Source organism: Catellatospora methionotrophica, assembly GCF_011297335.1.
GTDB classification, from domain to species: Bacteria; Actinomycetota; Actinomycetes; order Mycobacteriales; family Micromonosporaceae; genus Catellatospora; species Catellatospora methionotrophica.
Map to the genome: position 1 here is coordinate 58842 of NZ_JAAOTJ010000020.1, position 19448 is coordinate 78289.

Below are 19448 nucleotides of genomic sequence, written 5' to 3' on the forward strand. Positions count from 1 at the left end.
TCAGGCCTCGGCGTGCAGGGGGCGCACCTCGATCGGCAGGGTGACCGCGCGGGCCGCCTTGGCCGCCCACTCCAGCGCCGCGTCGAGATCCGGCACCTTGATGATCCAGAAGCCGCCGACGTGCTCCTTGCCTTCCAGATACGGGCCGTCGGTGAGCAGGACGTCGTCGCCCTTGGCGCGTACGACGGTGGCCGTCTCGGGTGGCAGCAGGCCGTTGCGCAGGACGGTCACCCCGGCCGCGTCGAGTTCGGCGTTCAGCGCGTCCAGGGCCCGCATCACCGGGTCCAGGACCTCGGGCGGCGGTGGCCCGCCAGCGGGCTGGTAGATGCTGAGCAGGTACTGCTTCATGCCGGTTCTCCCATGGTCGAGGATCACTCTCACCCTCTATACGAACACCCGCCCCCGAAATCGACAGTGCGTCCGTGCGATCTGCCGCCCGCCACGTCACCGCCGACCTGACGTTCCTGGAGGACGTGGGGGCCGCACTGCTCACCTGAGGCGGACCGCGCCGTGACAGCATGGACACGCATTCATGCCGCTCGACGGAGAGGACCGCGATGGCCCGGGTGATCGCGCACGTGACGATGTCGCTCGACGGCTTCATGGCCGGTCCCGACGTGGGCACGGCGTTTCCGATGGGCCGGGGCGGGGAGAGCCTGCACCAGTGGATCTTCGACGGGTCGAGCGAGGTGGACGCCGCAGCCGTGCGGCAGCAGTTCGCGCTCACCGGCGCGGTCCTGCTCGGGCGGCGTACGTTCGACGTCGGGGTGGACGTCTGGGGCGACACGCCGTACCCGGTGCCCTGCTTCGTGCTGACGCACCGGCCGGAGCCGGTCCGGACCGCGCGCAGCGGCACCTTCACCTTCGTGCACACCGGCCTGTCCGACGCGGTGGAGCAGGCGATCGCGGCGGCGGGCGAGCGGGCGGTGACGCTGATGGGCGCGGAGGTCGTGCAGCAGGTGCTGCGGGCGGGCCTGCTCGACGAGATCCACCTGCAGCTGGCGCCGGTGCTGCTGGGCGGCGGGCGGCGGCTGTTCGAGCACCTGGGGACCGGCCACATCGCACTCGAACAGCTCGCGTCCGAGAAGTCGCCGCACGTCACGCACCTGCGCTACCGAGTCGTGAAATAGCAACGCCCGTCACTGGCCCCGGCGCGGCGCAGCGGCTACCTTCGGTCGCATGTCTGCCGGTGAGGTCGTGCTCTGGGTGCTGCTCGGCCTGGCCGCGCTGGCGGTCCTGGCATTCACCGGCATCGTGGCGAAGTTCGTGTTCAAGGCCGCCCTGTCGTATTCCCGGCGCAAGCCCGTGCAGGCGGCCGGGTTCTTCGCCGTCCCGGGCGGGCTGGCCACCTTCGTGGCGACCTTCTTCGGGGCGGACCTGCCGCTGGCGATGGGCATCGGTTTGGTCACCGGCCTGGCGGTATTCCTGCTCGTCGCGATGGAGCTGGGTTAGCCAGGACACACCGGCCCGGACCCGGCACACCGGCCCGAAGGTGATCTGACGTGTATGGTGGAGAGACAGTTTCTTGTTTGTGGTTGCTTCACCTGCCTGGTTTCAGTACACCGGGATCGGTTCTCCTTTCGGATCGCCGCTGGTCTACCGCTGCTCGAGACGGCCCATCCGGGCCTCGCAGCTGAGCGTGGCCCCATCCGTTAGGAGAACAACATGGCTTCTGGTGTCGTGAAGTGGTTCAATGCCGACAAGGGCTTCGGCTTCATCACCGTCGACGGCGGTGGCGCTGACGTCTTCGTCCACCACTCGGTCATCCAGCTCGACGGCTTCCGTGAGCTGCGCGAGAACGAGCGCGTCGAGTTCGAGATCGTGCAGGGCCCGAAGGGCCCGCAGGCCGAGGCCGTACGCCTCGTCTGAACTGCCCGCCACGCCCCTGAGCGTGGCGCGTATGCCTTACTGTCCGGTTCCGCGGCGACACGTCGCGGAACCGGTTGCAACACCCCACCATTCGGTTCGTTACCTGTTGACTCTCCCCGGGCCTCCCGGGTCGAGAGCCTTCGCGCGGCGTGCCGACAGCGAGAGGCTCCAATTTGACCACCGCAGTACACAACTCGTCGGCTCACCCCGTGCGCCGTCGTCCCCGTCGCCGCCCCACGCAGAACGGCCAGCAGGCCGCCGTGAAGGCCACCCCCACCCCGGCGCCCGTGGCGCCGGAGCCGGAGTTCACCGGCCCGGTGGCGACGAGCTTCACCGAACTGCCGCTCCACCCCTCGCTGGCCGGTGTGCTGGCCAAGCAGGGTCTCACCGTGCCGTCGCCGATCCAGGCGCGCACCATCGCCGACGCCGTCGCCGGACGTGACGTGCTCGGCCGTGCCCGCACCGGTTCCGGCAAGACGCTCGCTTTCGGGCTGCCGATGCTGACCCGCCTCGCGGGCCGCCGCGCCCGCTCCCGTCAGCCGCTGGCCCTGGTGCTGGTCCCCACCCGGGAACTGGCAGCCCAGGTCGCCGCCGCGCTGACCCCGTACGCCGCCGCGCTGAACCTGCGCACCGTCACCGTCGTCGGCGGGCTGTCCCTGGGCCGCCAGGCCGACCAGGTGCGGGCCGGGGCGGAGATCGTCATCGCCACCCCGGGCCGTCTCAACGACCTGCTGGACCGCGGTGACTGCAAGCTCGACCAGGTCGACATCACGGTGCTCGACGAGGCCGACCAGATGGCCGACATGGGCTTCCTGCCCCAGGTCACCTCACTGCTGACGGCCACCGCGCCGGGCGGGCAGCGCATGCTGTTCTCGGCGACCCTCGACGGCGACGTCGACCGGCTGGTCCGGCGCTTCCTGAGCGACCCGGCCCGGCACTCGGTGGACCCGCCGGCCGGTGCGGTCACCACCATGGAGCACCACCTGCTGCACGTCGACGCCGCGGACAAGGACACCGCCACGGCGCACATCGGCGCGCGCGACGGCCGGGTGATCATGTTCGTGAAGACGAAGCACCGCGCGGACCGGGTCGCCAGGCGGCTGCTGGCCAGCGGCGTCACCGCCGCCGCGCTGCACGGCGGCAAGTCGCAGCCCCAGCGCACCCGCATCCTGGACCAGTTCAAGTCGGGCCAGGTCAACGCACTGATCGCGACCGACCTCGCGGCGCGGGGCATCCACATCGACGACCTCGACCTGGTCGTGAACTACGACCCGCCGAACGACGCCAAGGACTACCTGCACCGCGGTGGCCGCACCGCCCGCGCCGGTCGCACCGGCACGGTCGTCACCCTGGTGGTGGCCGAGGAGCGCCGGGAGACCGCACGGCTGATCGCCGCCGCGGGTGTCGCCGCGCGCACCACCGCCGTCCGCCCGCACGACCAGGAGCTGGCCCGGATCACCGGCGCCCGCACCCCGTCGGGCACCCCGGCCGTCCTCCCGGCCCCGCCTGCCGTGGCGACCCGGACCAGCGAGGGCCAGCCCGCCAGCCGCTCCAGCCGTTCCCGCCGAGGCCGCCGTTCGCGCTGACGTCCGCCCGGCACGCCGAGCGCACTGCGCAAAACCCCGTTTTTAATAGACGCTGGCCTATCTCATCGAATTTTCGTGGCTGAAATTCGATGAGATAGGCCAGCGTCGTTACGAAGCGAAGCGAAGCGGGGCGGGGCGGGGCGGGTGGGGCGAAGGTGCGGTCGTTGCGGGTTGTCGTCGGGATGGCGACGTTTCGTGGTCGCGTTTGGACAGGGCGCATTCGGCTGCTGCACAATGGCCGCATGACCCGCTGGCAGTACGCACGGCTCGAATACCGGTCCGCAGGCACCCTGGGCACCGACCGCTTCATGGACTGGGACGCGGTCTTCCACGGCCCCGACGGTGTCGAGCGGTGGGGCACCGACGAGCGCTTCGACGACCTGCGCCACCTCAACCGGGCGGGGGAGGCGGGCTGGCAGGCGTACGACCGGGGTTCGGTGTTCCTGCACACCGAGCCCTACCGCATGCACGCCTGCACCTACTCGTTGCGCCGCCGGCTCGCCTGAGCGGTCGCCCCGGCGGCTCAGGCCGTGCGGCGGCCCAGGTAGAGCAGCGTCTCCACGGCCAGGGTCACCTTCTCGGGCAGCCGCTGCAGCAGCGCTGTGAACAGCGCCTCGCGGGTGGCCTCCGGCAGGATGCGGTACGTCGGCTGGGTCGACAGGTACGACACGTAGTCGTCGGCCGACAGCGTGCGCTCCCAGGTGTAGAGCCGCTCGGTCAGGTCGCCGAACTCGGGCAGCGCGGCCAGGTCGGGTCCGGGCCAGTACGCCGACAGGTCGGTGCCGTCCGAGGGCTCCTCGTCGATCATGGCGTGCGGGGCGTAGCCGCTGTGCACCTCGCGGACCAGGGCACGCAGGTCGTCGTCGGCGATACGGTCGAAGTTCCAGAACAGGGCGATCGTGCCGCCGGGAGCCAGTGCCGCCGCGGCCCGCCGCCAGCGCTGCGAACCGTCCGTCCACTGCCATGCCTGCGCGCAGAACAGCAGGTTGAAGGCGGTGTCGGGCTCGTACTGCTCCCACAGCGCGACCACGATGCGCACCGCGGAGTGCCCGGCCAGGCGCTCGGACAGCAGGGCGGCCATCTTCGGGTCCGGCTCGATCGCGGTGATCTGCAGGCCGCGCGCCGCGAAGGCGGTGGTCGCCTTGCCGGTGCCCGCGCCGACCTCCAGCGCCTGCACCCCGATCCCGGTGTACGCGAGCACGTCGTCGACGAGCCCTTCCGGGTAGCCGGGGCGGATCCGGTCGAACTCCTCGGCTATCTCGCCGAACATGAGGCCCTGGGCGCGCGCGTCACTCATTCGCGAGAGCGTAGTGCCATCCGGTCCGGTGCGACAGCCGGGGGAAACGATGTGGACCCGGCGCGGGCTAGGGCCAGTCGTCCCCGGCGTCCAGGCGGCGCTGCAGCAGCGTCTCCAGCGGCATCGACTCGCCGTCGCGAGCACCCCGGCCGACGATCAGCGGCGGGTCCGCGGGCGGCACCTGGGCCCCGAACAGGCGGGCCCGCAGCGACGAGGACACCCCGAGCACGTAGTAGCGGCCGTCCTCGGTGATCGCCAGGGTGCGGTTGCGGTGCACGTACCAGCCGCGCAGCCCGGTCCGGAAGCGGCCGCCGCCGTCGTAGGCGAACGCCGTCAGCGCCGTGGTGCGCAGCCCGCGCGCGGCGGCCTCGCGGGCGAACCGGGTCACCAGTTCCATCGCCCGCGCCGTCTCGGCCGCCCGGTGGCGCTGCTCGGCCAGGGCATGCTGGGCCACCGCGTGATCGCGCTTCGCGCGCCAGTCCGACTCTTCCGCCACAGCCCGACCCTAACGCGGCCGCCCCGCTCTCCGGCGCGGGACCGGGGCTCAGCCCGCGGGCATCACCGCCAGCCACCAGTCACCCGTCAGCTGGTCGGGCTCGACGGTGATGGTGAGCCGGTCCGGATACTGGGCGGTCAGCCCGCGCGCCTTCGCGTCGTCGGAGGCGGGGGCGAACTCCGACTGCCAGGTCTGCTGCTCGTAGTCCCACCACGTCTTGACGTCGACGAGCACGCCGTTGATGCGCACCCGCAGCACGCCCGGCGTCTGCGAGCGGGCCATGATGCGCACTCCGCCGCTGCGCCAGTCCAGCGTGGCCGTGCGGGGCCCGTCGGCGGTGATCAGCACGCTGGTGCCCGACGCGTACGCGGGCCGGTCCAGCACCGGCAGGGTCTGCGGGCGGTCGGGCAGCTCGACCTCGCCGAAGCCGACCATCTCCCCGACGAGCAGCGCGAGCACGCCGTCGCTGGGCACCGGAGTGGGGGACGGGTCGATGACGACCGAGGAACCGGTGTAGGCGTAGCGCACGTCCAGGTTGAACTGCACCGTGATCGGCTTGCCGACCTCGACGCCGGCTGAGCGCAGCGTCTCCGTGGCCGGGGTGATCCGGTGCTCGAAGGACAGCCCGTCCGTGGCGCAGTCGACCGCGCCGAGGGAGTAGCCGCCGACCCACACGGAGATCTGCAGCCGCTGCTGGTCGTATCCCGAATGCGTGCAGGCCGGGAAGAACGCCAGGTCCAGGCTGGACGGGGTGAGAGTGAGCTCCCCGCTGCGCTCGGCGAAGGTGGTCTGCGCGCGCTCCGTGACGCGGTACCCCTGGTAGTAGTCGGGCACCCCGGCCAGCCCTTCCGGCTCGCCGCGCGGCCCGAGGGCGTAGCCGACGATGCCGGCCAGGAACACGGCGACCGCCGCGGCGGCGGAGGCGAGACGGCCGCGGCGCTGCGCCACGATGCGGCGGCGTACGCCCGCCAGCCGTTCGTTGCCCGCCGGGGCGTCCTCGACGGCACGCGGCAGGGCCTGCAGGTCCGGGTCGAGGCGCAGCCGGGCCAGGCCCTTGGCGGCGTAGCTCTTCACCGAACCCGGCGAGATGTCCAGCGCCTTGGCGATCTCGGCCTCGGTCAGGTCCTCGAAGTAGCGCAGCACCAGCACGACCCGCTGCTGGCGGGACAGCCTGCCCAGCGCCCGCCACACCTCGTCGCGCTCGTCGACGGCCGACTGCGGGGCGGCCATCGCCTGCTCGGGCAGCGACTCGGCGGGGCGCTCGCCGTTCCACCGGCGACGCCACCACGACCGGTACGTGTTGAGCAGCACCTGCCGCACGTACGGTTCCGGGTCGCCGTGGATGCGCTTCCAGGCCGACCACGACTTGACCAGCGCCGTCTGCAGCAGGTCCTCGGCCAGCGCGTGGTCGCCGGTGAGCAGGTACGCGATCCGCAGCAGGTGCCGCGACCGCGCCATGACGAACTCGTCGAACTCCGCCGTGCCGGCCATGCTCCGCAAGCCTCCTGATCGCCGCCGTCAGCAACACGTACCGGTTGGACGGCGGCGCCGGTGGGGTGCTGTCGCGAGAAAACTTCGCCCGTAGGGTACGCGTCCGCGCGGGCGGCGGCCGGTGGCCCGGCACCGGTCCCACCGGTCGGCGGAAGTCTCGTGGATCACGCCGGTCCGCCGGGCGGATCGGCCCCGGGATCAGGGAGGATGACGGGGTGGAGATGTGGAACAACCCTTCGTGCGGCAAGTGCGCCACCGCCCGGGAGACGTTCGAGCTCAACCAGGTGCCGGTGACGCTGCGGCCCTACCTGGACGCGCCGCCGACCGCCGCGGAGCTCGCCGATGTGCTCGACCGGCTCGGCGCGCAGCCGTGGGACGTCTGCCGGCTGGGCGAGCCCGCCGCCGCCGAACTGGGCCTGGCGGGCTGGAGCCGCGACGAGGCCGACCGCCCGCGCTGGATCGCGGCGATGGTCGCCTGTCCACAGCTCATCCAGCGCCCGATCCTGCTGCTCGACGACGGCACCGCGATCGTGGGGCGTACGCCCGAGGCCCTGGCTCGTGCCCTGGCCACCCCGGCGACCCACTGACATGGGGCAGGCGACAGTCCCGGCGGACGCCGCCGGGGCCGGGCCCGCGCGCGCCCGGACCAGGTTCAGCGGACTCGACCTGCTGGCGTTCGCGCTGCTCGGCACGGGGCTGCTGGCGGTGGCGACGCGGCTGGTGCCGCCCGCCGGGGCGCTGGCGACCGGCCGCCGCATCCTGCCCATCCTGATCTTCCTCGGCACGGTGATCGTGCTGGCCGAACTCGCGGCGCGGGCCCAGCTGTTCGACGTGATCGCCACCCGGCTGACCGGCTGGGCGCGCGGCCGCAACGTGGCGCTGTTCGCGCTGTGCTTCGCGTTCGCCGCGGCGACCACCGCGCTGCTCAACCTCGACACGACGGCGGTGCTGCTCACACCGGTGATGCTGGCGACCGCGGCCCGCGCGGGCGTGCCGCCGCTGCCGCTGGCGATGACCACGATCTGGCTGGCCAACGGTGCGAGCCTGCTGCTGCCGGTGTCGAACCTGACGAACCTGCTGGCCGCCGACCGGATCGGCCTGTCGGTCGGCGGCTTCGCCGGAGCGATGGTCCTGCCGCAGGCGGCGGTGCTGGTCGCGGTCGGCCTCTGTCTGTGGATCTTCTACTGGCGCGGCAACCCGGCCCGGTTCACCCCGCCCGCCCCGGTGCGCCCCCGCGACCGGCGGCTGCTGCTGGTCGCGGCGGCAGCCTGCGTGGTGTTCCTCGCGGGCGTGCTGTGGGGTGAGCGGCTGGACCTGGTGTCGGCGGTCTGCGCGCTGCTGCTGGTCATCGCGTACGCCCGCTGGGACCGGGCCGCGCTGCGCTGGAACCTGCTGCCGTGGCGGCTGCTCGTCCTGGTCACCGGCCTGTTTCTGACCGTGGAGGCGCTCGGGCGGCTGGGCCTGGCCGACCTGATGGGCGCCATGATCGGGGCGGACCCCGGCGCGGTGGGCGTCGTGCGGGCGGCGGCGTCCGGCGGGCTGCTGGCCAACGTCGTCAACAACCTGCCCGCGTACGTGGCAGGCGAGGCCGTGATCGCCGCCGGGCACCGCGACCAGCTCCTCGGGCTGCTCATCGGCGCGAACGTCGCCCCGCTGGTGACGGCCTGGGCGTCGCTGGCCACGCTGCTGTGGGCGCAGCGCTGCCAGGCCGCCGGGGTGCGCGTCGGCTGGGGCCGGTTCGCGCTGACCGGGGCGGTCACCGGGGCCGCCGCGCTGACCGCCGGGACCGCCGCCCTGCTGCTGACGCGGTGACTCAGGCCAGCAGCTTGTTCAGCTCGCCGTAGCCCATCGCGTCCGACAGCGTGTCGTAGGTGCCCTTGGTCAGCAGCTCCTCGGTCGCCCGGCGCATCACCGCGTACGCGGCCGCGGCCACCGACGAGCCGAGGCTCACCCGGGCCACGCCGAGCGCGGCCAGCTCGGCGATGCTGGGGGAGCCCGGCCCGGCCAGGATGTTCAGCGGCGCGCCGACCCCGGCGACCAGTTCGGCGATCACGGCCGGGTCGGCCGTGCCGGGCACGAAGACGCCGTCCGCGCCGGCCGCGACGTACGCCCGTGCGCGGGTCAGCGCGTCCGCGACGTCCCCGCTCCCCATCAGGAACGTGTCGACCCGTGCGTTGATGAACAGCCCCGCCCCGGCGGCCGCGCGCGCGGCCGCGATGCGCCGGGCGGCCTCGTCGACGGGCAGCAGCCCGCTCGGGCCGCTGTCCTCCAGGTTGACCCCCGCCGCTCCGGCCGCGACCACCCGCCGCACCGTCTCGGCGACCCCGGCCGCGTCGTCGGCGAAGCCGCCCTCGATGTCGGCGGTCACCGGCACGGCCACCGCGCCCGCGACCCGCGCGACCAGGTCGACCGCACGGTCGGAGTCCAGCCCGCCGCCGTCGGCCGCGCCCAGGCTCCAGGCCACTCCCGCGCTGGTCGTGGCCACTGCGGCCGAGCCCACCTGCTCGGCGAGCCGGGCGCTGGCCACGTCCCAGGCGTTGGCGAGCAGGAGCGGGGTGCCGGGCCGGTGCAGAGCGCGGAAGGCGGCGTACTTGTCGTTCGTCATGCGGCCAGTCCACCACGGTCCTGCGACACCGGCTGGCAGGAAGACGACACCAGCGTGCCGGCCACCGCCATGTCGCCCTCTCGCGAGTCGCCTCGCCGGGTGACCGGTCCGGCGTCTTGGCAGGACACGGCGGCCCGGGTTACGGTGCGCCGATGCGAGAGACGTCGATCAGTCGCGGCACGGCCGGGACGCTCAGCGCCGCCCTGCTACTGCTCGTGCTGGCCTACGGCTACGGTGCCGTCGCCTACCTCACGACCGACGCGGCCTACTTCCCCGAACAGTCCCCGCCCGGCTGGTCCTGGCCGGCCGTCCTGGTGACCATGTTCGGTTTCGTGCCCGCCGCGGTGCTGCTGGTGTTCGCGTGGCGCGCCTGGCGCTCGCCGCTGGTGCAGTCCGATCCGTTCACCCGCCGGCTGCTGGTCGCGGCCGGGGCGGCCACCGCGCTCATGCTGCTGGTGATGGCCACCCCGCCCGGCTGGCAGCTGTTCGACTGGTACGTCAGCTGACCGGCTGCTGCTCCGGCTCCGAGCGGCGCACCGTGCGCTGCTCGGCCCACTGCGACGTCTCCGCGGCCACCAGGCTCTCGATGTTCTCCACCAGCAGGGTCTCGGCGCGCTCGCCGTCATAGGGGACCGCGCCCGCGCTCCACACCACGGCCTCGCGCTGCATCGCGACGAGTGTCGCGCTGGCCCGGACCCAGCTCTCACCCGGCCGCACCAGCTGCCGCAGGCCCGCCAGCACCGCGACGGTGGCGCCGAGCACCGCGGCCAGGGCCGTCGACCCGCCGAGCGCCGCCGCCGCGGGGATGCTCGCGGCGATCACGACGGTCACCCCCTCCAGGGTGTAGTTCGTGACCCGCTGGCGGCGCACCTGCTTCGAATACCACAGCAGCCGCTCCTGCACGCTCATCGGCAGCTGCGCGCCGCCGGGCGAGGTGAGCCGCTGCCACCAGATCGTCTGCGCCGTGCCGTCCGCCATCGCGCCCTCCCCAAAGTCCCGATGATGGTGGCACGCCAAGCCTTCCGGAACCACCCATGGTGGAACTACCTGACACCGACGGACGGCCACACCCCCGTGGAGATCGTCGTTTCAGGTCATGATCTGCGGCTGGACCGCACATCCTGACCCGAAACAGCGATCATCGCCCGTGCGCCGCAACCCGGAAGTGGTACGCCGTCCAGTCACCGAGGCGGGATCAGCAGGTCGGCGGCGACCGCTCGTCGACGGGTATCGCGCGACATCGGGCCCGCCTTTTCGCGGATGGGACGTCGGCGGCGGTCGATCATCCCAGCCGCCGGTGACGGACAGGCGACAAGGCCAACACGGAACGTCGACATAGCAGTGCGGTCGGACCGTTCCCGCCAGAGCCGATCTGTTCGAGCATTCATCAGGTGACGAACCAGAACTTCGGGCAGCCCATCCCGCCACCTCCGATGTATCCCGCACCGCCGCCCAAGAAAGGCCTGGGCACGGGCGCGATCATCGCCATCGTCATCGGAGCGGTGATCATCGCGTGCTGCGGCTTCGGCGCGATCGTGTCCGTCTTCGGCGGAGACGACACCCAGCCGAGCGCCGTGGCGGCCACCGACGACGCACCGCCGCCGGCGGCCAGTCCGGCCGCGGTCGTCTCGCCGGCCGCTCCGAAGCCGACCGAGGCCGCCGCACCCGATGGTCCAGCCACCGTCAAGGTCGGGCAGGCGCTCAATCTGAAGGCGCGGGGCAGCGAGACCAAGGTGACGGTCAAGTCGGTGAAGAAGGCGAAGTCGGACAACATGTTCGACAAACCCGAGCGCGGCCAGTACGTGGCAGTGAACGTCGACATCTTCGCCACCAAGGGCCAGACCGACCTGGGCCCCTCGAACTTCCGGCTGATCGCCAAGGACGGCACGGTATACCAGTACGAGATCCTGGTCGCGGGCATCGACCCGCAACTGGACGCGATGACCACCGTCGAGCAGGGCCAGCGCAAGACCGGCCTGGTCGTGTTCGACATCGACCCGGAGAAGTTCGCGGGGCTGAAGGTCCAGGTGTCCGACGACTACGGCGACGTGCAGGGGTACTGGACCAGCTGAGCGCGAGAAGAGGCCACCGGGGAGTGCCCGGTGGCCTCTTCTCCTGTCGCCGCCGTCACTCCGCCCCGGGCTCCAGGTCCAGGCACACGCTGTTGATGCAGTACCGGGCGTCCTTCGGGGTGAAACCCTCGCCGTCGAACCGGTGCCCCAGGTGCGAGTCGCAGTTGGCGCACCGCACCTCGACCCGCACCATGCCCAGCGCCCGATCCTCGATGTACTTGATGGTCCCCGGCAGCGCCTCGTCGAACGACGGCCACCCGCAGTGGCTGTCGAACTTCGTCACGCTGTCGAACAGTGCCACACCGCACGCCCGGCAACGGTAGGTGCCCGGGGTCTTGGTCTCCACGTACTTGCCGCTCCACGGGGCCTCGGTGCCCGCCTGGCGGAGCACCCGGAACTCCTCGGGGTTGAGGCGCACGCGCCATTCCTGCTCGCTCAGCTGGCTCACGTTCTGCTCCATGCCTCGACCGTACGCGGTAGCGTCGGGCCATGCCCAAGGCCCCAGCGCTCGAGTACGAGGTCGGTAACCGTTCCGTAAGACTCAGCAGCCCGGACAAGATCTACTTTCCGGAGCGCGGTTACACGAAACAGGACGTCTTCGAGTACTACCTCGCCGTGTCCGAGCCGATGCTGCGGTACATGCACGACCGGCCCACCATGCTGCAGCGCTTCCCCGACGGGCTCGACGGGGAGATGTTCTTCCAGAAACGGGTGCCCGCCCGGGGCGTTCCCGACTGGATCACCACCGCCGAGATCAAGTTCCCGAGCGGGCGCAAGGCCGACGAGCTGTGCCCGAAGGAGCCCGCCGCCCTGCTCTGGGCAGCCCAGATGGGCACCATCGTCTACCACCCGTGGCCGGTCCGCGCCCCCGCCACCGAGAACCCCGACGAGCTGCGCATCGACCTCGACCCCCAGCCCGGCACCGACTTCGCCGACGCGGTCAAGGTGGCGGGCCTGGCCCGCACGGTGCTCGCCGACGCGGGCCTGGTCGGCTTCCCGAAGACCTCCGGCGGCCGGGGCATCCACATCTACGTCCGGATCAAACCCGACTGGCCGTTCGTCGAGGCCCGCCGGGCGGCGATCGCGTTCGCCCGGGAGCTGGAGCGGCGCGACCCCAAGCTGATCACCACCGCGTGGTGGAAGGAGGAGCGCGGCGAGCAGGTCTTCATCGACTACAACCAGATGGCCCGCGACCGCACCATCGCCGCGCCGTACTCCCTGCGCGCCAACCCCCGCGCCACCGTCAGCACCCCGGTCACCTGGGACGAGCTGACCCAGGTCGAACCCAACGACTTCGACCTGCGTACGGTTCCCGCCCGGCTCGCCGAGGTCGGCGACCTCTACGGCGGCATGGACGACGTGCGGCACGACCTCGGCACGCTGCTGGAGTGGTGGGACCGCGACGAGCGCGACCGCAAACTCGGCGAGATGCCCTACCCCCCGGACTACCCGAAGATGCCGGGTGAACCGATGAGAGTTCAACCTAGTCGCGCGAAGGGCTCTAGCAGCGAAGACGACTGACTGTCCAGCCAATGTGGGGCTAGCATAACGCTGACTCGCCCGATAATCTAGCCCCGTGACTTCCTCCCCCCGGATCGACGACCTCGCGGCCAGCTTCCGGCGGCACCTCCGGGCCGCCGGCAAGGCCGATCGGACGATCGTCCTGTATGGCCAGTCGATCCGCTTCTACTGCGACTGGCTCGAATCGCAGCAGCGACCCGCAACGCTCGACCAGCTCACACGCCACAGCATCTCCGCGTGGCTGGCCGGGCTGATCGAGGCGGGTAACGAGGTCTCCACGGTGGCCACACGTCTGCGCGGACTCCGGCGTTTCTGCCGCTGGCTGGTCCTGGAGGGCGAGGTCGACAAGGCGCCGACCGAGGGCGTGGAGATGCCCGCGAAGGTCGACAAGCCGGTGCGTGTCTTCTCCGACGCCGAGCTGGCCAAGCTCATCAAGGCGTGTGCGGTGCCCCGCGGCAAGCCGGGCATCTTCGACCGTTCCATCTTCGACGGCCGACGCGACGAGGTCCTGATCAGGATGCTCGCCGACTGCGGGCTACGCGTATCCGAGCTCGTCGGGCTGGAACTCGGGCACGTCGATCTCGACCAGGAGCTGGCGTACGTGACCGGTAAGGGCGCCCGGCCGCGGGTGGTGCCGTTCGGGGCCAGGACCGCGCAGTCGGTCGACAGGTACAAGCGGGTGCGGGCCGGCCACCCGCACGCCACCAACCCGCGCCTGCTGCTCGGGGAGCGCGGGGCGATGTCCGCCGACGGCGTGCGGTGGCGGCTGGAGCAGCTGGGCGAGGCGGCCGGTGTCGTCGACGTCCACCCGCACGCTTTCCGGCACACGTTCGCCCACCGCTGGCTGGCCGGCGGTGGACAGGAGCGGGACCTGATGATGCTGGCGGGCTGGCGGTCCGACTCGATGCTGAGTGTCTACGCCAGGTCGACCGCAGGGGAGCGGGCCCGGTCGGCGCACCGTCGGTTCGGACTCGGCGACCAGATCTGATCGCCGAGTCGGTCGCGACTAGTCGACCGGCGGCATCTCGGTGGGCAGGGCCGGCGGCGTCATCTTCCGGTTCTTCATCAACTCGCGCAGCCACCGCAGCTCGCCGCGCATCATCTCGGCAAGCTCCTCGTTCCGCCTGACCTCCTCGGCGTTTTCAGCGTGCCGCGCGAGGTGCCGATACTTGTTCCAGTTCTCCACCAAGGTCGCATGGCTCTTGTAGCTGGAGATGGCACTCAGCTCCCTGGACGCTCCGTCCCAGTCAGAGCCTGGCAGGGCTTCCTCGCCAGCAAGCCACTTCATCGCCTCGACGATCGGCACGTCGGAGCCAGGCAGGATCTCGACGCTCTCGGCGACCCCGACGGGAACCATCAGCGCGAGTGGCGGCACCCCGAGCGCCTGCGCGAGAACGTAGACATCCGCGAGCGTGACGGTCTGGCGGCGGCCGCTTTCGAAGTTCGCAAGCACGGACCGCTGAAGCGGGTAGCCGAGGCCGGCGCACGCGTCGGCCAGCTGCTGCGCGCTGATCTTCCGGTCTTCCCGAAGCCTCTTCACCTGGGAGGCCACCGTGGCGGCGACGCGCGCAGGCCAGTCCGGTTGTGTCATGGCGTCACAGTAACCCATCAAGTTGACATCTGAGAACTGCCGAGTCAGACTGCCACTCAGGAGCACAGACAAGCCATGAGGTGACATCTGATGACACAAGAACCCTCTCAGTTGGTCGAGGCCGTTGCTGTGGCGAAGCACTACCACGTATCGCCCCGGACCGTTCATCGACTTGCCAGCGAAGGCAAGATCCCTAGCTACCGCGTTGGCCGCCAGCGTCGATTCGACCTTGCTGAGGTCAAAGCCGCATTGGCCGCGGCATGAGCGCCCGGACCCCCTCGGAGCGGGCACTGATTGCCCGCATCGCCGCGGCCACCCGGTGGGCGAAGGAGCCGAGCCGCACCGAGGCCACGAAGGCGGCGCGGAACGCGTTCGCCAGCAAGTTCGAGCAGGAGGTCGACCCCGAGGGCGTGCTCGCTCCCGCAGAGCGGGCGAAGAGGGCGGCCTCGCTGCGCAGCGCCTACTACTCGCGGCTCGCGCTCCGGAGCGCCCAGGCCCGGCGCGGCCGCAGGGGAGGGGCGAAGGCCGCATGAACCCCGGAAACGCTGAGGGCCGCCCCCGACAGAGCGGCCCCGTGATCAGCGAAAGCAGTGTTGCGACCGAGTCGAAGGTAACCCAGCGGCCCGCTGCCGCGCCACAGTCCGGCCTCGACCTGGTCGTCGACATGGAGAGCATCGCGCTGCAGTACGCCGTCTTCGCGGGCTGGCCGGTCTTCCCCGTCCACTGGACGGACGAGCACGGCTGCTCCTGCCGCAAGGACTGCGGCCGTGACGCGGGCAAGCACCCGCGAACCCCGCACGGCGTCCTCGACGCCACCACCGACGCGGCCCAGGTCGCGGCGTGGTGGCAGGAGTGGCCGCTCGCGAACATCGGCATCGCCACCGGAGCTCCCGGCCCGGACGTGCTCGACTTCGACGTCAAGAACGGCGGCCTCGGCATGGAGACCTACCAGCGGCTGCGTGCCGCCGGACTGCTCCGTGGCGTGCAGGCCACCGTCACCACGCCCAGCGGCGGATGCCACCTCTACTTCCCGGCCGGCGGACACCGCAGCGGCGCGCCTAAGGCAGACGGGAAGGCGCTCGGCCTCGACATCCAGTGCCAGGGCAAGTACGTGCTCGCGCCGCCGTCCCGGATCTTCGGCCGCAAGTACCGGTTGACCGGCAAGCGGCACCGGCAGCATCCGGCCGTGCACGCCGCCGACATCCCGGCGATCCTGCAGCTGCTCAGCCCGGCACCGCCGGTGCCCGCACCCCGCCCGGCGAGGGAGCGCCAGCCCGGCGAGATCAGCCCCGGCGACGACTTCGAAGCGCGCGCCGACTGGGCGGACCAGATGCTCCTCGGCGGCGCCGGGTGGACGTTCGTACGCCAGCGCGGGGCCGCCCTGCAGTGGCGACGCCCCGGCAAGGACGGCGGCAAGTCAGCGCTCACCGGCGGCGACCGCGGCGACCTGTTCAGCGTGTTCACCAGCGAGGCCCCGCCGTTCGACAAGGACGTCAGCTACAGCAAGTTCGCCGTGTACACGCTGCTGCACCACGGCGGCGACTTCAGCGCCGCGGCGCGTGAACTGCGCAGGATCGGCTACGGCAGCGTCGGGGCGGTGAGCTGATGACCACAGCATTCACCGCCGAGGACCTGAGTTTCGACGCCCTCGACACCGAGCCGTTGGACCAGGGTGCGCACCGCGACCACGGCACCCCGCAGGCCCAGGCGCGGCGCACCTGGCGGCCGGTCGACCTCGACGACGTCCTGTCCGGGCGCTACGTCGCACCTCGTCCCACCGTGGGACGACGTGACGACGGGGTCGGCCTGTTCTACCCCGGGCGCGTGCACTCCATCGCGTCCGAGTCCGAGGCGGGCAAGACCTGGTTCGCTCTCATCGCCGCGCGGGAGGAGATCGAGGCGCTGACCAACGCCGGTGACCTGGCCGAAGTGCTCGGCGACCTCAAGCCGACGCTGGCGATCCTCGACGGCGTCACCGAGGCGATGAGCATGCACGGGCTGGAACTCAAGGACAACACCGACGTCGCCCGCTTCGGCAAACTGCTGCCGCGGGCCATCGCCGAGCACGGCCCGGCCGCCGTCGCGCTGGACCACGTCGTGAAGAACGCCGAGGGGCGAGGCCGGTACGCCATCGGCGGCGTGCACAAGCTCAACGGCATCAACGGGGCCGCCTACGTGCTGGAGAACCGCACGCCGTTCGGGATCGGCCGCACCGGCAGGTCCACGGTCTACGTGGCGAAGGACCGGCCCGGCCAGCTCCGCAAGGCAGCCCTGCCGTCCGCCGAGGGACTGTTCTGGCTGACCACCATGGAGATCATCAGCCACGACGAGACATTCGTGGAGACGAGTCTCGTCGTGCCCGCCTCGAACGGGGAGCGCCCGCGGCCGACCGCGCTGATGCAGAAGATCTCCGACGCGCTCGCCGGTGCCGGCCAGCCGCTGACGAAGCAGGGCATCGAGGACCGCGTCACCGGCAAGGCCACGTTCGTACGCCTGGCGCTGGCCGCACTGGTCGACGAGGGCTACGTGGCAGTCACCGCCGGTTCTCGCGGATCGCTGCTCCACAGCCTGAAGAAGCCCTTCGGGGAGGGGGAGCGTTCATGACTTCGTCCCTCGTCCCAGCTCGTCCCGTCCTCGTCCCGGACGGGGTCCAGTGTCCTCGTCCCGTCCCTATAGGGGACGAGGACTGGACGGGGACTGAAACCACGTCAGCTCGTCCCCTTCGCCTCCCTCGCCACCCGCTGTGTGGTGTCCGCCTGATGAGTGAGACCGCATGGCCTTGCCCCGTGGTGCGGCCGCTGCGGTTCGGCTCCGCCCCGTCGACTCGAACGGAGAGACCCATGACCCACCTCATCACCCGCCAGGCCGCAGTCGACGCCATCGCCGGGCACCTGGCCGACCGGACGGCGTTCGTCGTCCTCGCCCCGCCAGACCTGCTCGCCGAGACAACCGGCCGCCTGCGCCACCTGCCCGGCTGGACCGGCTACCTCGACACCGGCCGCGACACCGTCGCCCAGGGCAACGCCGAGCAGTTCGCAGCCCTGTGCGGCGTCGCCCAGGTCCTCGGCCGACCCGCGGTCGCCGTGCTGACCATCCCGAAGACCGTGCCCGCCCGGCGCGTCGCCCAGGCACTGCGCCGCCCGGTGGCCGCCGACGGGTCGCAGGACGTCCTCGTGGTCCGGGTCGACGGCGGCCCTGTCTGCTGGCCGCTGCTGTTCGTCGACGCCCTCGAGCGGGTCGAGCCCGCGGCGGCCGCGCAGTTGCACGCCGAGGACCTGGCGGGGCTGTCATGACCAGCCACTACGAGGAGCCCATCCACGAGCACGAGATCTGCTTCGTCGACGGCGAGCTCGTCATCTCCGAGGAGCTGCTCGCCCGGATCGAGCAGGCCCCACCGATCCGGTGCGCCTGCGGCCTCGAACCGACCCCCGACGACCGCGACCTGTGGCGCGTATGGGTGCTGCGCGAAGAGGTCACGCACCAGATGCACGGCAGCGGCCACCTGCCCGTGGTCAGCCTGCCCGTCGGCGTCCCGTCCTACGTCTGCGGGACCTGCACGGAGCTGATGACCACGGGACAGCTGCGGCCGCTAGCACGGCGGCTGTTGAAGCCGCTGCCGTCGCCGTTGCCGCTGGCACGGCTCAGGCCGGGGGCGTACGACCAGACGGTCACCGAGCTGGTGCTGTGGCTGATGAAGATCCGCGAGAAGAGCGACGTGTTCACTGGCGACGAATGGCTCGCACGGACCCTCGGTGAGCAGCGGTGACCGGCACGCTCAGCCCCGGGCACCTGCTCGTCGTCCCCGGCGACGCCGCCGCGCTGGCACGACTCGTCGCCGCCGGCGTTGACGCGCTCGGCCGTGGCCGGAACCCGACCGACCAGGAGATGCGGCTGCTCCGGGCTGTCACGCAGGCCGCCCGGAACGCGTCCCGTTCCGTGCTCGGAAGTGCCTGTTCCGACGAGGGCTCAACGGCGGCACAGTCGGCACTGACCACAGCGCAGGCGGCGAAGGCCCTGGACGTCAGCACCAGCCGGATCCGGCGCCTGTGCCGCGAAGGCCGGCTGAGCGCCGTCCAGCGCGGACGGTCCTGGTTCATCGTCACGGACTCGCTCGGCGAATACGTCCAGCAGCAGAGGCAGGGGAAGTCATGACAGAGCAGCACACGCCGGGCCCGTGGGGAGCCAACGAGCACCCCGCCGACTGGGCCTTCCGCACCGGCAGGATCTCCGACAAGACCCTCAGCTCGTGGAAGGCGCAGTACGCCGCGGACCCTGCGGGCATCGCGCAGACCCTCGCGAGCCTCGGCGCATTTCCGTGGATCGCCGAGGAGAACGCGAAGAAGCTCGGCCTCACGCCGCCCGCCCTGGCCGACGCCCCGCAGGCCGCGACCAGGAACAGCGGCGCACCCGGCTACGCCAACCTGGTCGAGGAGCTGCGCTCGAACATGCCGCGCACCGTCGCCGCAGCCGAGCGCCACACCAGCGCGCCGCAACTGTTCGCCGGCAGCGGCAACATGCCCCTGGCCACGGCCAGCGGAGTAGAGACGTCGCTGCTCGGCCCGCTCCCGTGGCGTGCCCGCCTCGTCGTCGCCTACGAACCCGACCGGCAGCGCGCCTTCGAGCTGGCCCAGCAGTACGCCGACCACGGCGGCGAGGAGATCTGGCAGGACCTCGACAGCAACGACGCGGTGAGGGACTACACCGCCCGCGTCAACTCCTGGTTCCGCAGCGCGCCGCACGATGACGAAGACGACCTGGCCGCCGACGAGGCAGTGAACAGGCTGTTCAACCAGACCCGATCCCGGCGCTAGCGCCACAGCCGATGCAGTGCGTCAACGTCACCCGGGCCGGGTCGCATCCATCCCTGGCCGTACGCGGGAGCGAAGCCGGGGAGCCGTTCCCTCCTTTCGCGGCACTGAT

27 protein-coding genes are annotated in these 19448 nt (G+C 71.7%); 19 read left to right on the forward strand and 8 right to left on the reverse strand.

Translation table 11 applies throughout. The annotated features are described in order from the left end of the window. Positions 1–348 (reverse strand): YciI family protein, encoded by a 348-nt coding sequence (locus tag HAV40_RS31310; protein WP_166387675.1) that lies wholly within the window; start codon positions 346–348, stop codon positions 1–3. A 209-nt stretch (positions 349–557) separates the two neighbouring features. Between HAV40_RS31310 and HAV40_RS31315 the strand changes: the two genes are divergently transcribed. From HAV40_RS31315 to HAV40_RS31335, 5 genes are all read left to right on the forward strand, one after another. Beyond that, a complete protein-coding gene (locus HAV40_RS31315) occupies positions 558–1130 on the forward strand; it encodes a dihydrofolate reductase family protein (protein ID WP_166387677.1) in 573 nt (190 codons plus the stop codon). 49 nt (positions 1131–1179) lie between these two features. Further along, positions 1180–1452, forward strand: a complete 273-nt coding sequence (locus HAV40_RS31320; protein ID WP_166387679.1) for a hypothetical protein — start codon at positions 1180–1182, stop codon at positions 1450–1452. 213 nt (positions 1453–1665) lie between these two features. Next, entirely contained in the window at positions 1666–1869 is a 204-nt protein-coding gene (locus HAV40_RS31325) for a cold-shock protein (RefSeq protein ID WP_120318694.1), read from the forward strand. Positions 1870–2078: 209 nt separating this feature from the next. Then, positions 2079–3455 (forward strand): DEAD/DEAH box helicase, encoded by a 1377-nt coding sequence (locus HAV40_RS31330; protein WP_239086603.1) that lies wholly within the window; start codon positions 2079–2081, stop codon positions 3453–3455. Positions 3456–3697: 242 nt separating this feature from the next. Then, positions 3698–3961 carry a hypothetical protein gene (locus HAV40_RS31335; RefSeq protein WP_166387683.1) on the forward strand — a complete coding sequence of 88 codons (264 nt, stop codon included), beginning with the start codon at positions 3698–3700 and terminating at the stop codon, positions 3959–3961. 17 nt (positions 3962–3978) lie between these two features. On the opposite strand, the gene HAV40_RS31340 is transcribed toward HAV40_RS31335, so the two are convergent. From HAV40_RS31340 to HAV40_RS31350, 3 genes are all read right to left on the reverse strand, one after another. Beyond that, on the reverse strand, positions 3979–4752 hold the full coding sequence (locus HAV40_RS31340; protein ID WP_166387685.1) for a class I SAM-dependent methyltransferase: 774 nt from the start codon (positions 4750–4752) through the stop codon (positions 3979–3981). 67 nt (positions 4753–4819) lie between these two features. Then, a complete protein-coding gene (locus HAV40_RS31345) occupies positions 4820–5248 on the reverse strand; it encodes a hypothetical protein (protein WP_166387687.1) in 429 nt (142 codons plus the stop codon). Between the two features lie 48 nt (positions 5249–5296). Beyond that, the gene (locus HAV40_RS31350; RefSeq protein WP_166387689.1) at positions 5297–6739 is read right to left on the reverse strand and encodes a SigE family RNA polymerase sigma factor; all 1443 of its coding nucleotides are present in this window, start codon (positions 6737–6739) and stop codon (positions 5297–5299) included. 221 nt (positions 6740–6960) lie between these two features. On the opposite strand from HAV40_RS31350, the gene HAV40_RS31355 reads away from it, so the two are divergent. Then, positions 6961–7326: an ArsC/Spx/MgsR family protein gene (locus tag HAV40_RS31355; protein ID WP_239086678.1), complete on the forward strand. Its 366-nt coding sequence runs from the start codon at positions 6961–6963 to the stop codon at positions 7324–7326. Position 7327: 1 nt separating this feature from the next. Further along, complete coding sequence (locus tag HAV40_RS31360; protein ID WP_166387692.1) at positions 7328–8551, forward strand: SLC13 family permease; 1224 nt, start codon at positions 7328–7330, stop codon at positions 8549–8551. A gap of 1 nt (position 8552) precedes the next feature. Here HAV40_RS31360 and HAV40_RS31365 read toward each other — a convergent pair whose 3' ends face one another. Beyond that, positions 8553–9344: an isocitrate lyase/PEP mutase family protein gene (locus HAV40_RS31365; RefSeq protein WP_166387694.1), complete on the reverse strand. Its 792-nt coding sequence runs from the start codon at positions 9342–9344 to the stop codon at positions 8553–8555. Positions 9345–9496: 152 nt separating this feature from the next. Here HAV40_RS31365 and HAV40_RS31370 point away from each other — a divergent pair, with 152 nt between their 5' ends. Further along, on the forward strand, positions 9497–9850 hold the full coding sequence (locus tag HAV40_RS31370) for a hypothetical protein (protein ID WP_166387696.1): 354 nt from the start codon (positions 9497–9499) through the stop codon (positions 9848–9850). On the opposite strand, the gene HAV40_RS31375 is transcribed toward HAV40_RS31370, so the two are convergent. Further along, the gene (locus HAV40_RS31375; protein ID WP_166387698.1) at positions 9843–10322 is read right to left on the reverse strand and encodes a DUF4231 domain-containing protein; all 480 of its coding nucleotides are present in this window, start codon (positions 10320–10322) and stop codon (positions 9843–9845) included. The two genes, HAV40_RS31370 and HAV40_RS31375, sit on opposite strands and share 8 nt — an antisense overlap. Positions 10323–10735: 413 nt before the next feature. Between HAV40_RS31375 and HAV40_RS31380 the strand changes: the two genes are divergently transcribed. Beyond that, entirely contained in the window at positions 10736–11416 is a 681-nt protein-coding gene (locus HAV40_RS31380; RefSeq protein WP_166387700.1) for a DUF4352 domain-containing protein, read from the forward strand. Between the two features lie 55 nt (positions 11417–11471). Here the strand turns inward: HAV40_RS31380 and msrB are convergent, their stop codons facing one another. Next, positions 11472–11876, reverse strand: a complete 405-nt coding sequence (msrB, locus tag HAV40_RS31385) for a peptide-methionine (R)-S-oxide reductase MsrB (RefSeq protein ID WP_166387702.1) — start codon at positions 11874–11876, stop codon at positions 11472–11474. Between the two features lie 29 nt (positions 11877–11905). Between msrB and ligD the strand changes: the two genes are divergently transcribed. Then, positions 11906–12937 carry a non-homologous end-joining DNA ligase gene (ligD, locus tag HAV40_RS31390; protein WP_166387704.1) on the forward strand — a complete coding sequence of 344 codons (1032 nt, stop codon included), beginning with the start codon at positions 11906–11908 and terminating at the stop codon, positions 12935–12937. Positions 12938–12992: 55 nt separating this feature from the next. Next, positions 12993–13925 (forward strand): tyrosine-type recombinase/integrase, encoded by a 933-nt coding sequence (locus HAV40_RS31395; protein WP_166387706.1) that lies wholly within the window; start codon positions 12993–12995, stop codon positions 13923–13925. 18 nt (positions 13926–13943) lie between these two features. Here HAV40_RS31395 and HAV40_RS31400 read toward each other — a convergent pair whose 3' ends face one another. After that, complete coding sequence (locus HAV40_RS31400) at positions 13944–14528, reverse strand: helix-turn-helix domain-containing protein (RefSeq protein ID WP_166387708.1); 585 nt, start codon at positions 14526–14528, stop codon at positions 13944–13946. Between the two features lie 90 nt (positions 14529–14618). Here HAV40_RS31400 and HAV40_RS39250 point away from each other — a divergent pair, with 90 nt between their 5' ends. From HAV40_RS39250 to HAV40_RS31440, 8 genes are all read left to right on the forward strand, one after another. Next, positions 14619–14792: a helix-turn-helix domain-containing protein gene (locus tag HAV40_RS39250; protein ID WP_166387710.1), complete on the forward strand. Its 174-nt coding sequence runs from the start codon at positions 14619–14621 to the stop codon at positions 14790–14792. Beyond that, positions 14789–15061 (forward strand): hypothetical protein, encoded by a 273-nt coding sequence (locus HAV40_RS31410; protein WP_166387712.1) that lies wholly within the window; start codon positions 14789–14791, stop codon positions 15059–15061. The genes HAV40_RS39250 and HAV40_RS31410 overlap by 4 nt, the downstream gene beginning before the upstream one ends. Before the next feature lie 41 nt (positions 15062–15102). Next, the gene (locus HAV40_RS31415) at positions 15103–16134 is read left to right on the forward strand and encodes a bifunctional DNA primase/polymerase (RefSeq protein WP_166387713.1); all 1032 of its coding nucleotides are present in this window, start codon (positions 15103–15105) and stop codon (positions 16132–16134) included. Beyond that, positions 16134–17132: a DNA primase gene (locus HAV40_RS31420; protein WP_166387715.1), complete on the forward strand. Its 999-nt coding sequence runs from the start codon at positions 16134–16136 to the stop codon at positions 17130–17132. Before HAV40_RS31415 ends, HAV40_RS31420 begins: the two co-directional genes overlap by 1 nt. A gap of 236 nt (positions 17133–17368) precedes the next feature. Next, a complete protein-coding gene (locus HAV40_RS31425; protein WP_166387717.1) occupies positions 17369–17821 on the forward strand; it encodes a hypothetical protein in 453 nt (150 codons plus the stop codon). Next, positions 17818–18294 (forward strand): hypothetical protein, encoded by a 477-nt coding sequence (locus HAV40_RS31430; protein WP_166387719.1) that lies wholly within the window; start codon positions 17818–17820, stop codon positions 18292–18294. Before HAV40_RS31425 ends, HAV40_RS31430 begins: the two co-directional genes overlap by 4 nt. Then, positions 18291–18680, forward strand: a complete 390-nt coding sequence (locus HAV40_RS31435) for a helix-turn-helix domain-containing protein (protein ID WP_166387721.1) — start codon at positions 18291–18293, stop codon at positions 18678–18680. Before HAV40_RS31430 ends, HAV40_RS31435 begins: the two co-directional genes overlap by 4 nt. Next, a complete protein-coding gene (locus tag HAV40_RS31440; RefSeq protein ID WP_166387723.1) occupies positions 18677–19339 on the forward strand; it encodes a hypothetical protein in 663 nt (220 codons plus the stop codon). Before HAV40_RS31435 ends, HAV40_RS31440 begins: the two co-directional genes overlap by 4 nt. The last annotated feature ends 109 nt before the right edge of the window (positions 19340–19448 follow it).